Below are 13,431 nucleotides of genomic sequence, written 5' to 3' on the forward strand. Positions count from 1 at the left end.
GTCTTTCATATTTTAAGACCAAAAAGACCAAAAAGACCATTATGGTCTTTTTCTTGTTGGTGTTATGGAAGCGCTTTATAATTTGAATTATCAAAATATAGACAAATAATTTTCATTAAAATGTCAATGTTTTGCCATGAATGGAGGAAGGGGCAAATCGAACCAGTGATCCATTACCTTTTCCGAATAAAGCCAAGAATGATTTTAATTACGGTAATCCCACTGCTTTTTTTAACATTGTCCGCTTGCCAAACGCAGAAAGTGGCAGTTGATCATGAGCAGCTTAGCAGGGAAGAGAGAATTGTCATCCGGTTTTCTCATATCGTCGGGGAAAAAACTCCAAAAGGAATGGCTGCCAGGAAGTTTGCCAGCCTGGTTAAAGAGAAGTCAAACGGGTTTGTCGAGGTCCAGGTATTCCCGAATGGTTATCTTTATAAGGACGGGGAGGAAATCGATGCGCTCCTTAGGGGGGACATCCAAATGATTGCTCCTGCTACAGCCAAAATCAGCTCATCTGTGCCTGAGTGGCAGGTCCTTGATTTGCCTTTCGCATTCCAAGACACCGATGAGGTCCATGACTATCTTGAAGGGGATGTCGGAGACAAATTATTGAACGGGCTCGAGAGGGAAGGTTTTTTTCCCTTGGGCATGTGGGAAAATGGATTCAAGCAAATGACCAATATATCAAAGCCGTTGGTCCAGCCTGAGGATTTCCGCGGATTAAGGTTCCGAATCATGCCAAGTGAGATAATCAGGCAGCAATTTCTGGAACTGAAAGCAGAATTGCAAACTAATTCTTTTAATGAAGTATATCAATTACTGGAGAAAAACGAGATCGATGGCCAGGAAAATACATACTCCAATATCGTCAGCAAAGGAATCCATTCTCAACAGAAGTATATGACTGTCAGCAATCATGGTTATCTTGGGTATGTTGTATTGTTGAAAAAAGAATTCTGGGACCAGTTGCCTGAAGATGTGCAGCAAATCCTTCAGGAATCCATTATGGAGGTTACTGCCTGGGAAAAGAAGATGGCCAGGAAGTTGAATGATGAGAGTTTAAAAGAGTTGAAGAACTGTGGATGTGTTGAAATCCACTATTTATCAGAAGAAGAAAAAAAATTATGGGAAGAAGCTCTCAATCCGATTTACCAGAGATTCACCAACCGGTTTGGAGCAGAATTTATAAAACAGCTTCCGAGAAACAAAGGGGCAGAACACTAACACCAGGCTTTGTAAAAGGATAGGTTAATGCTGATTTGCCAGCAAAATATCCTGAGAGCCAAACAGCAAAAAATAAGGGGGATACACAATGAATTTCAATTGGAAAAAGAAAGCGATCGCTGCAGTTGCTGGATTGTCAATAGTTTTGACATCTGCCTGCGGAAATGGGGGAGGCAGCGAGACGAGCGGTGAAGCAGCTGAAATCAAATATCAGGATTATCCAAAGACCGTAAAGATTGGAACTGCTTCACAGGGAGGCACTTATTTCATTGTTGGCGGAGGTTTAGCCTCATTATTAGAACAAAAGCTGGATATTACAGCTAATGTTGAAGTAACAGGGGGACCTGTCCATAATATGCAATTAACCCAGGCGGGCGAACAGGATATCGGTATGGTAACACTTGGTCCGGCTTATGAAGGATATACAGGAACCGGGGAATGGACTGGCGGAAACAAGATGGAGGATGTCCGAATTGTTTTCCCAATGTATACGACACCGATTCATTGGTGGGCGTTGGAAGAATCAGGGGTTAAGAAAATTGAAGATATTAAAGGGCAACGTGTTGGTGTTGGACCGGCAGGAGGAACTTCCGGTACCTACGTTCCATTAATTCATGAAGTTTTGGGATTGGATACTGATAATGTACAGGCTGGAGCAAGTGACATGGCTTCTCAGCAGATGGATGGCCAGCTTGACATCATCGGATATGCTGCAGGTATTCCTATTTCTGCCGTATCTGAAATCGAGGTTCAAAGGAAAATCAATTTCTTTGGAATCGATGGGGAAATGAGGGATAAGGTCATCGAAAAGTTCCCATACTTCTTCCCGTTCACGATCCCTGCCGACACATACACTACCTTGGATAAAGACATTGAAACGATTGCCATGTTCAACTTTGGAATTGTGCGTAAAGATGCAAATCAGGACTTTGTTTATGACCTGGTGAAAGCTTATCATGAAAACCATGACATGCTTGTAAAAACCCATGTATCAATGGAAGAAGCTGTAGAAGAAGCGATAAAGATTAATAAAGATGTTCCGCTTCATCCAGGGGCAATTAAGTATTACGAGGAAAAAGGGATAGAACTGCCGGAATCAGTTTATCCGCCAGAAATGAATAAAAAGTAAAATACCAACCTATCCCCTTTTATGGGGATAGGTGTATTTAAGAAGGTAGGTATAAAAATGAGCAAGGAAAAAACAGAGCAAATTGAATTGATCAATAAGCCTGTCCTTGAGATGCTTGAAGAAGCTGAAGAGGAGGAACAGGTCGAAAGTGCCACCGAGGCACGAAGGTTTACTGGCTGGACTAAGATTCTTTTCACCACGATTGCTGTAATCGGAGCACTGTTCCATTTATATATTTTAAACTTTCACCCGATTGATCCATGGCTATTCCGAAGCGCGCATTTACTGTTTGGAGCGGTTCTTGGTTTCATGCTCTTCCCGGGGTGGAAGAAAGCGAATGGAAAGATTCATATTGTCGATTGGGTCCTTATTCTGGCAAGCATCGGCATCTTTATCTATATATATATGAATTTAAAACAATTGCTATTCCGATTTGGTGTCCTGCCGACAACAATGGATTTTATTGTGGCATTGGCAGGAATATTGCTTGTCCTTGAACTTACAAGGAGGACAAGTGGGTGGACGCTTCCGATCCTGGCAGGTATATTCATCCTTTATGCCTTCGTCGGTCCGTACCTTCCAAGCATCCTTAACCATAGCGGCTACAGTATTGAACGCTTTACTACCTATATTTATGGTCTAGATGGTATATTCGGAGTCACGCTCGACGTTTCGTCCAAATATATTTTGCTTTTCATCATATTTGGTGCGTTTTTGCAGATGTCTGGTGTAGGACGCTATTTTATTGATTTTTCTTTTACGCTTGCTGGAGGAATGCGCGGAGGCCCGGCTAAAGTAGCCGTCATCTCCAGCGGATTGATGGGAATGATGAATGGTACATCAGCAGGTAATGCGGTTGCAACCGGTTCGTTGACGATTCCTTTGATGAAGCGAGTAGGCTATAATGGCCGTTTTGCTGCAGCAACAGAGGCAACTGCTTCGGCTGGGGGCCAAATCATGATCCCAATCATGGGAGCGGGGGCTTTCCTGATGGCCGAAATTACCGGGATCCGCTATAGCGAGATTGTTATTGCAGCGACCATTCCAGCGATCTTATACTTTCTGTCTGTATATTTCATGGTCGATTTTGAAGCAATCAAAAAGGGCATGAAGGGAATTTCAAGAAAAGATCTGCCAAGTCTGAAAAGCATTATGAAAAAGGCCTACTTGTTTGTGCCAATCATCCTGTTAATCGGAATGCTGTTAAAAGGATACTCTGTCATCATGTCGGGAACATACAGCATTCTCGCGTGTCTCGCTATCAGCTGGGTTGGCAAGGAAACAAGGATGGGATTAAAGAAGGTCCTGGAAGCTTTAGAACTTGGGATGAAAAACACAATTCAACTCTTAGCAGTTTGTGCCACCGCGGGCATTATCGTCGGGGTAATCGCCTTGACAGGTGTTGGCCTAAGATTCAGCTCCATGCTCTTTTCAGTGGCCGGAAACAGTGAATTCCTCGCTCTCTTGTTCGCCATGTTCATTGCGATTTTCCTTGGTATGGGTATGCCGACAACAGCTGCCTATGCCGTAGGTGCTTCCGTTGTTGCACCTGGATTGGTTAACCTGGGAATTGAACCGCTGTTTGCGCATATGTTCGTCTTCTACTATGCTGTCATGTCAGCCATCACACCGCCAGTCGCTCTGGCAGCCTATGCGGCAGCTGGAATTGCAGGCACTGACCCGATGAAAACGGGAGTGGAAGCATTCAGACTGGGAATTGCAGCATTCATCGTGCCTTTCATGTTTATCTACAGCCCGCAATTATTGATGGTAGGAAGCTTTATGGAAATTTCCCTTGCTGTTACCACAGCAGCCATCGGTATTTACCTTCTGTCAGCCAGTGTCCAGGGCTGGTTCGCAGGACGGCGCGCCATTTGGATCACGAGGGTTTTGCTAATCATTGCTTCCCTTCTATCAATTGATTCTGGCTTAAAGACAGATTTAATTGCGCTTGTGATCATTGCGTCGGCTGTTGCTGTCCAGCTGATCATCGTGAAAAAAGAGGCAGATAAAACACTGGCAGTCTAAATCCAAGTATTATAGCAAATTGGTAATGGAGGGATCAGGGAGTCCAGGTTAGTGGGAATTCCCTGATTCTTTTTTTCATATTGTAATGGAAAGCCAGAGTTCTGGAGCGGAAATTAACTGTTAGCCAGTTTTTGCAGCAAGCGAATCTGAAGATAACTGTACATAAAACGAATAGTAGGGAGAGATATAAATGAACCAACTAGATATATCCGTAATACCAGGTGATGGAATCGGCAAGGAAATCGTTCCTGCGACACTGCAAGTCTTAGACACTCTCGCTAACCTTCATGGCGGGGTGAAGTTCCGATACCAAACCCATTCGTGGAGCTGTGAGTATTATCTTGAACATGGCCGGATGATGTCCGAAGACGGAATTGAGCAGCTAAAGCAAACAAATGCCATTTACCTTGGGGCGGTCGGTAATCCCCAGCTTGTACCAGACCATATTTCTTTATGGGGTCTGCTGATCAAAATCCGCCGTGAATGCGAGCAGGTGATCAATATCAGGCCAGCGAAATATATTGAGGGGATCAAGTCCCCGCTTGCAGAACCAAATCATTTTGATTTTATTGTCGTCCGTGAAAATAGTGAAGGAGAGTATAGTGAATCCGGAGGAAGAATCCATAGCGGTCAGGACGAAATCGCGATTCAAAATGCGATTTTTACCCGTAAAGCGACAGAAAGGACAATCCGCTATGCCTTTGAGCTGGCACAGGGCAGAAAGGGCAGAGTCACGAGTGCAACCAAATCAAATGGAATTGTCCACAGCATGCCATTCTGGGATGGAGTCTTCCAAGAAATCAGCTCTGAATTCCCGGGGATTGAGACAGAGAGCAATCATATTGATGCTTTATGTGCCTTTTTAGTATCGAAGGCCCACCATTTTGATGTCATCGTTGCCAGCAATCTTTTTGGCGATATCCTTACTGACCTTGGAGCGGCCATCATGGGAAGCATTGGCATCGCGCCGGCAGCGAATATCAATCTGACTGGGCAATATCCTTCCATGTTTGAGCCCGTACATGGCTCAGCGCCGGATATTGTAGGCCGCGGAATAGCCAACCCGATCGGGCAGCTCTGGACCGCAAAAATGATGCTAGATCACCTTGGCCTGGACGAGCTCGGATCAATAATCCTGCGTGCAATCGAAGAATCAATAGCTGAAGGTGTAAAAACACGAGATATCGGCGGTTCTTCCAATACTCAGGAGGTCATCTCCCATATTAATTCAAAGATTCTATCCTACTAAACTGGTACCCCGATTCATCAACCAAATTGGAAAATTAAAAAACTCCCGGCTGGAATTCAACTTTCCGGCCGGGAGTTTTAAATTGCAACCATGTTTGTGAAATAATCGTACCCTTATGCAGCAGTATCGCCATCCAAAGCGCTGGCAGCATAGTCTCCATAACTTACTCTGCCTCTGCTGGCTGGACATCCGGCACGAATGATTTTTTGACCCATACTCTGGATCTCCAGCGCCAAAGCATGAGCAATCCGCGCAGCCACTCATCTGCAATGAAGGCGATCCAGATGCCGACAAGCCCCATTTCCAGATAGATCCCCAGGAAATAAGAGAGTGTTACGCTCACTCCCCACATCGACAGGATTCCCATATAAACAGGGAATTTCACGTCTCCCGCGGCCCTCAGTGAACTGATGAGGACCAGGTTGAAGGATCTGCCGGGTTCAAGGATGATTGTGAGCAAAATCAATGTGGTGCCGAGCTCGATGATGCTCATATTATCCGTGAAGATTCCAAGCAGGTCTTTTGAAAAGAAGGAAACAACCAACGCGGCAGCGATGGAAATTATAATCGCCAGCTTCAAACTCTTTAATGCGCGCTTATAAGCATTCTCGATCTCTTTTGCGCCGACCATATGTCCAATCAAAATCTGTGTTCCCTGACTGATTGCGATACTGAAAAGGAAAATGAACATCATGACATTTTGAGTATAAACTTTTGCGGTCAATGCCTGTGTTCCAAGGGCCGCGATAAAATAAGTAATCACCATCTGTGATCCATTGTAGCTCAAGTGTTCACCGGCAGATGGGATTCCGATGTTAAGCAGGTTTTTCAGATGCTTTTTTGGAAAACTGAATAGCATTGACAATGGCAACGAACCAGGTATGCGCTTTGTCATTACATAAATAGCGGCCAGCAATCCGATGATACGGCTTACAGTGGTTGAAATCGCCACACCTTCTACCCCAAGCACAGGGAAGCCGAAAGGTCCGAAGATGAAGAAATAGTTGCCGATGACGTTCAGCACGTTCATGCCGATCGTGACATACATAATGTCGCGGGTAAATCCATAGCTCCGGATAATGCTGCTGACTGTCATGATCAGGGACTGAATGAATGAAAAGCCGCCGACAATTTTTAGATAGGAATTGGCTTCATCAAACAATTCAGGGGGAAGATCCATTAATCGGAGTAATTGCTCGCTAAAAATGAAAACGGCCGCGCTCAGAACCAGGCCAAATACCAGATTTGCGCCGATCGAAACCGCAGAAACTTCACGGGCATCATCATCCATTTTTGCGCCAAGGTTCTGCGCAACCAAAATAGCAGTCCCTGTTGCAATGAAGCCGAACATGACAATGACCATCGAAAGGATCTGGTTGGATACCCCGACAGCAGCCACGGAATTATCCGAATACTGGGAAAGCATCAGCGTATCCGCATTTCCCATCAGCATATATAGAAGAATTTCTATAAAAAGTGGCCATGTAATGGCAAAAAGCGATAGTTTAGCTGTTTTATTTTTCATGTTTTACATCTCCAAGTTGTCATTCAATTCCTTAATTATACAGACTATATGTAGAATTTGAAGTGAAAAAGATTCGTTTTCCGAAAAAACTTAATTCTGAAAAATACATATTCAGAAAGCGGACTATATATTTCGTTGGATTCTGGGAGAATGCCGGATCGGTTAATAGGGTTGTCCCCTTGAAAAGTAAGAAGATAAAAATTAACCCCCTTTCCAATGGAGGAAAGGGGGATGCTGTCTTTAAAATTCGAACAATGCGAATCCGTTGGCGTCGATTTTGGCTGTAAGATCATCGCTTTCAGCAGCATATTCTTCGCCAGTATAGATATTTGTGATTTTTTTGCCTTTTAAATTAAATGGCAGATGATAACTTGCTTCCTTATCGCTCATATTCACGACAACCAAAATGGTTGTTTCGCCGTTGGATTTCGTATAGGCGAAGCAGCTTTCATTATAATCTGAAGGAATGAAGTGAAGTTCACCTTCATTGGCCAGAAGCGGATACTCTTTGCGAAGCTGGATCATTTTCTGGACGTGCGCAAACATGTCCTTGTTCTGGTCTTCTTCGTTCCACTTCATGCATTCGCGGCAGCCTGGATCCTGCGGGCCGCTCATGCCAATTTCATCACCGTAATAGATACACGGTGTCCCAATGTATGAAAGCAGTATGGTGAAAATCTGTTTAACTTTGTCTTCGTCACCGCCACATTCGGTCAGGATTCTCGGTGTATCATGACTGCCAATCAAGTTGAAGGCAACTTCATTAACGTTTTTCGGATACATATGATTGACGGTTGTCATGTTTTCAATAAATTCTTTTACTGTAATGGACCCTTTGGCAAACAGGTTCAAGATATTAGTCGTGAACGGATAGTTCATGACAGCGTCGAACTGGTCGCCTCGCAGCCATGGCATTGAATCATGCCAGATTTCTCCGAGAATGTAGAGATCAGGCTTGATTGCTTTCACTTCAGAACGGAATTTCCTCCAGAAAGAGTGATCGACTTCATTGGCCACATCAAGCCTCCAGCCATCAATATCAAACTCGCGCACCCAATAGCGCCCAACTTCAAGCAGATACTCAATCACTTCAGGATTTTCGGTATTCAGCTTAGGCATCGATTTTTCAAAGGCAAAAGTGTCATAATTCGGTCTTGGCTCCATTACTAGCGGAAATACATTAGTATGGAACCAGTCTTTATAAGGAGATTCCTCACCTTTTTCCAGAACATCCTGGAACTGAGGGAAGTAGAACCCACTGTGGTTGAAGACTGCATCCAGCATAACCTTGATGCCATGCTCGTGGCATACCTGTACAAGCTTCTTTAACGTTTCTTTATCCCCGAATTGAGGATCGATTTCCATGTAGTCAATTGTATCGTATTTATGGTTGGAATAGGCTTTGAAAATAGGCGTAAAATAAATACCGGTGATGCCGAGGTTGGCAAGATAGTCGATATTGTTGATTACACCCTGGATGTCGCCGCCAAAGAAGTTATCCCTTTCAGGAGGAGCGCTGCCCCACGGCAAAGCACCTTCTGGGTCATTGGATGGATCACCGTTGCCAAAGCGTTCAGGGAAAATCTGGTACCAGACAGTATCTTTAACCCATGATGGAGCACGGAACACATCAATATTGTTAAGGTAAGGGAAGGCAAAATAGTAGCCGGTATCATCCAATGGAGGTTCATCGTAAAACCCTTTTTCAGTAAGACAAGCTGTTTCACTGCCATCATTTAAAATAAATCCGTAACGCATCCTGCGAAAAGGAGGATTAATAGCAACAAACCAATAATCGAATAATTGATCTGAACCGCTTTTAATCATAGGAACGGTATTGGTCATCCATTTACCATCCTGCCAGTCATATGGGTCACCATTCAGAAGGGAAACTTCTTTCATATCATCTTTTTTTGTGCGAATGCGAATATGTAATTCTTCATTAGTGCAAGCGTATGCATAATTGTCTTTAGGACGGTGGTAGATCGCTTCTTTTAACAAGTGGAAACCATTCCTTTCATATTAAATTGCTGATAATGCGAAGTTCCAGAAAATTATAGAGTGAACTAATTAAATGATAGTTTTGCTCTATTCGATGAAATTTTAACGGAAAGAGCAGCAACATATCAAGATTAAAACAAGGGTAGAACACTCATTTTGAAATGTCAATCAATAAAAAGCTGATTCACAAAACTTTAATGATTTCAGCTGACTTTAAAAAAAAAATAAAAAAATTAGTTGTCAAAAAGATTTAAGTCTTTATAATAAGAAGTAGGTTGTGCAATCGTTTTCATAGAGTTGCAAACTAAATTACAAACGTTTGCACAGATTGGAATACTATCTGCACAATAAAAAGCAATTACACATTTTTAGGAGGGGTATACACATGAAAAAGGCATTGTCAATTTTCATGATGCTGGTCTTAATGATTGGCGCACTTGCTGCTTGTGGACCTAAAGAAGAAGAAAACACAGGTTCAAAAGACAACGGTGAGAAAACAGAAGACGCTTCTAAACCAGAGAAGCTAGTAGTTTGGGAAGACAAAGACAAGTCTGGCTGGCTTACAAAAGTAGCTGAAGACTTCGAAAAAGAACACGGAATCAAAATCGATTTCAAAGAAGTAGAAATGGCTACAAAAATGAAAGAACAATTACGTCTTGACGGTCCTGCGGGAACTGGCCCGGACATCATCACTCTTCCACATGACCAAATCGGTGAGCTTGCAGTTCAGGGACATATCGCTGAACTAAATGTAAGCGACGATGTGAAGAGCACTTTCTCTGAGTCTTCAATCTCAGCACAAACTTTCGACGGTAAATTATACGGACTTCCAAAGTCTGCTGAAACTCCAGTATTCATTTACAACAAAGCTCTTATGACTGAAGTTCCTGCTACAATGGAAGATCTTTACGAATTCGCAAAAACTAACACTAAAGACGGCAAGTATGGTTTCCTTGCACTTTGGGATAACTTCTACTTTGCACACGCTCCAATCGGCGGTAACGGCGGATATGTATTCGGGGAAAAAGACGGCGCTCTTGACCCTCAAGATCTTGGCTTGAACAACGAAGGTGCAGTAAAAGGTACTGAGTACATCCAGAAATGGTATACTGAAGGACTATTCCCTAACGGAATCATCGGCGAAAACGGCGGTTCTGCTATGGACGGACTTTTCAACGAAGGTAAAGTAGCTTCTGTTATGAACGGACCATGGGCATTTGGCGGCATGAAAGATGCTGGTATCGATTATGGTGCAGCTCCATTCCCTAAATTTGCTGATGGTACACCAATGAAGACTTTCATGGGTGTAAAAGGCTGGCACGTTTCTTCTTACTCTAAGAACCAGGAATGGGCTACAAAGTTCCTTGAGTACATTACAAATGACGAAAATGCTAAGTACCGTTTCGAGCAAACTGGAGAAGTTCCAACTAACGTAGCTCTAGTTGACGACCCAGCAATCGCTGAAAACGAAGGTGCTAAAGCTGTTGCACTACAGACTCAAGACGCAGTTCCAATGCCGAACATCCCAGAAATGGGCGAAGTTTGGGCACCAATGGCTAGCGCATTGCAAACTGTTGTAACAGGTAAAGCGGAACCACAAGCAGCTCTTGATTCAGCTGTAAAACAAATCGAGCAAAACATCCAGCAAAACCACGCAAAATAATAGTTATAAGGTATAGCAGTACCTCCCTTGGGGGGTACTGTTATATTTTCCAGTAATTTATTCCATTTTCTGTGTTTTCGTAACCGGTATGTGAAAAGTCACAAAGTTTACGAAAACTGCAGTAAAAAAGTCTTTCATTGAGCAAACGGTTGCGCTAGAATAGAGATAAGTTGATCAGGTGCTTCATGAGAGTGAAAACAGGAAAAATCGATACAATAAATAGTGTTGTCTCGAGCAGGTATTCCATTAAGGGAAACAATGTATTCGTTCTCATAAAGCATCTGATGCTTTTACCAAGGCCTCTTCGCAAGGATTGCAGCTTTCGCCAATGCTTTGTCCATTCTCTATCAAGCCTCTATGTAAAAGTAGCTGTTTGATCTGGTAATGGTATAAAGTTAGCATGAATAGCGGCTTACACGAGGTGCCTTAAAAAAACATAGAAAGAGAAAGGGGAATATAGGATGAAAGAGAAGTCCTATCAAACCAACCACCGCAGAATAGCAACAGCCCTTTCGATTATTCCAGGGCTAGGACAGCTATACAACAAACAATATTTAAAAGGAATCGCATTCTTAATTTTGACCGGTGCATTCTTCGGAGTGTTCGCAGACCTGCTCAACATGGGTTTATGGGGACTGTTTACACTCGGAGAGCAGACGCCTCGTGATCACTCCATCTTCTTGATGGTTGAAGGGATCCTGGCACTGATTGTCCTGATCTTTGGAATCGGTTTCTATCTATTTAACTTAAACGATGCTTATAAGACTGGCTTAAAAAGAGACATGGGAGAGCGTCTTAGTACTGTTAAGGAGCAATACAACAATTTAATTGATAATGGATTCCCATACTTAATCATGTCACCGGGATTCCTGCTTTTGATCTTCGTAGTTGTATTCCCAATTCTATTCGTAGTCTTGCTGGCATTCACTAACTATGATCTGTACCATTCACCGCCGGCAAAATTAGTTGACTGGGTCGGACTGAAGAACTTCTTTGATTTGTTCCAATTAGAATCTTGGCGTCAGACATTCTTCTCCGTACTTTCATGGACAATCATCTGGACATTCGTCGCAACTACTTTCCAGGTTGCATTGGGAATGTTCCTGGCGATTCTTGTAAACCAGAAGGATGTAAAAGGAAAGGCAATCATCCGTACAGTGTTCATTTTACCTTGGGCTGTACCAGCATTCGTATCAATCCTTGTATTTGCTGGTATGTTCAACGAATCATTCGGTGCTATCAACCGTGACATTCTTGGCTTATTTGGAATCGATCCTATTCCATGGATGACAGAGGCAATGTACACGAAAATCGCGTTGATCATGATTCAAACATGGCTTGGATTCCCGTTCATTTTCGCAATGGTAACTGGTGTTCTTCAATCCATTCCAGAAGAATTATACGAAGCAGCGACTGTGGACGGTGCGACAAACTTCCAGAAGTTCAAGAACATCACATTGCCGCTTGTGCTTTTCGCTACAGCGCCAATCCTGATTACGCAATACACGTTCAACTTCAATAACTTTAATATTATTTATCTCTTTAATGGCGGCGGACCTGCTGTGCCAGGCGCAAATGCCGGCGGCACAGATATCCTGATTTCGTGGATTTACAGCCTCACGATGACATCTGCGCAATATTCCAAAGCTGCTGCCATCACAATGCTCCTTTCATTGATCGTTATTGGAGTAGCTTTGTGGCAGTTCAAGAGAACGAAATCATTCCAAGAAGAGGATATGATGTAATATGAGTATCAAACGACAGAAATATCTCAGACTGACATTAACGTATCTTGTGATCTTATCTATGTTTGCAATCATTATCTACCCGCTCCTCTGGATTGTCGGTTCATCGTTCAATCCGGGGCAAAGCTTGTCCGGTTCTAGCATCATTCCGGAAAATGCCACGCTTGCTCACTATAAGGAGCTTTTCGATACCAGTCAAAGCGCGTACTTATACTGGTACTGGAATTCGCTGAAGGTAAGTGTACTGACAATGGTGTTTACAGTCATCCTTGTCAGCCTGACGGCTTATTCATTTTCACGCTACCGTTTCATCGGCCGTAAAAACAGCTTGATGACATTCCTGATCCTGCAGATGATTCCAAACTTTGCAGCCTTGATCGCGATTTTCATCCTTGCATTATTGACTGGGTTACTTGATACTCATCTAGGCTTGATCCTTGTATATGTTGGGGGCGCAATCCCGATGAATACTTGGTTAATGAAGGGATATCTTGATACGATTCCTAAAGAACTTGATGAATCAGCAAAAATGGACGGTGCCGGCCACTTGAGGATCTTCTTCCAGATCGTTATGCCGCTTGCGACACCAATCATTGCGGTTGTAGCATTGTTCGCGTTCATTGCTCCATTCGGTGATTTCATTCTTGCGAGAATCCTTTTAAGAACAGAAGAAAAATACACACTTGCTGTTGGTCTATATGATATGGTGGCCAAACAGTTCGGTGCAGAATTCACGACGTTCGCTGCTGGTGCAGTTTTAATCGCGGTACCGATTGCCATCCTGTTCCTGTCATTCCAAAAATACTTTGTTTCTGGTTTGACGGCAGGAGGAACAAAAGGATAATCTATTAGGGCAGAAACATTTTA

The 13,431-nt window shown here is 43.2% G+C and carries 9 protein-coding genes; 7 read left to right on the top strand and 2 right to left on the bottom strand.

The window, feature by feature from the left end:
* Positions 1–165 precede the first annotated feature (165 nt).
* From FOF60_RS06320 to FOF60_RS06335, 4 genes are all read left to right on the top strand, one after another.
* Complete coding sequence (locus tag FOF60_RS06320) at positions 166–1,224, top strand: DctP family TRAP transporter solute-binding subunit (RefSeq protein WP_251613911.1); 1,059 nt, start codon at positions 166–168, stop codon at positions 1,222–1,224.
* A gap of 88 nt (positions 1,225–1,312) precedes the next feature.
* Positions 1,313–2,353: a TAXI family TRAP transporter solute-binding subunit gene (locus FOF60_RS06325; protein ID WP_192473050.1), complete on the top strand. Its 1,041-nt coding sequence runs from the start codon at positions 1,313–1,315 to the stop codon at positions 2,351–2,353.
* 57 nt (positions 2,354–2,410) lie between these two features.
* Positions 2,411–4,381 carry a TRAP transporter permease gene (locus tag FOF60_RS06330; protein ID WP_192473049.1) on the top strand — a complete coding sequence of 657 codons (1,971 nt, stop codon included), beginning with the start codon at positions 2,411–2,413 and terminating at the stop codon, positions 4,379–4,381.
* A gap of 190 nt (positions 4,382–4,571) precedes the next feature.
* Positions 4,572–5,630, top strand: coding sequence for a tartrate dehydrogenase (locus tag FOF60_RS06335; protein ID WP_192473048.1), 1,059 nt, complete (start codon positions 4,572–4,574; stop codon positions 5,628–5,630).
* A gap of 163 nt (positions 5,631–5,793) precedes the next feature.
* Here FOF60_RS06335 and FOF60_RS06340 read toward each other — a convergent pair whose 3' ends face one another.
* Together FOF60_RS06340 and FOF60_RS06345 are read right to left on the bottom strand one after the other, a co-directional pair.
* Complete coding sequence (locus tag FOF60_RS06340) at positions 5,794–7,155, bottom strand: MATE family efflux transporter (protein ID WP_192473046.1); 1,362 nt, start codon at positions 7,153–7,155, stop codon at positions 5,794–5,796.
* Positions 7,156–7,395: 240 nt separating this feature from the next.
* The gene (locus tag FOF60_RS06345; RefSeq protein WP_192473045.1) at positions 7,396–9,156 is read right to left on the bottom strand and encodes an alpha-glycosidase; all 1,761 of its coding nucleotides are present in this window, start codon (positions 9,154–9,156) and stop codon (positions 7,396–7,398) included.
* 385 nt (positions 9,157–9,541) lie between these two features.
* Here FOF60_RS06345 and FOF60_RS06350 point away from each other — a divergent pair, with 385 nt between their 5' ends.
* The 3 genes from FOF60_RS06350 (at position 9,542) to FOF60_RS06360 (ending at position 13,408) form a co-directional block, all read left to right on the top strand.
* Positions 9,542–10,819, top strand: coding sequence for a sugar ABC transporter substrate-binding protein (locus tag FOF60_RS06350; protein WP_192473043.1), 1,278 nt, complete (start codon positions 9,542–9,544; stop codon positions 10,817–10,819).
* Between the two features lie 461 nt (positions 10,820–11,280).
* On the top strand, positions 11,281–12,564 hold the full coding sequence (locus FOF60_RS06355; RefSeq protein ID WP_192473042.1) for a carbohydrate ABC transporter permease: 1,284 nt from the start codon (positions 11,281–11,283) through the stop codon (positions 12,562–12,564).
* Position 12,565: 1 nt separating this feature from the next.
* Positions 12,566–13,408 (top strand): sugar ABC transporter permease, encoded by an 843-nt coding sequence (locus tag FOF60_RS06360; RefSeq protein WP_192473041.1) that lies wholly within the window; start codon positions 12,566–12,568, stop codon positions 13,406–13,408.
* Positions 13,409–13,431: the final 23 nt, after the last annotated feature.

Origin of the sequence: Mesobacillus jeotgali (assembly GCF_014856545.2) — a bacterium.
In the GTDB taxonomy this organism is placed as follows: domain Bacteria; phylum Bacillota; class Bacilli; order Bacillales; family Cytobacillaceae; genus Mesobacillus.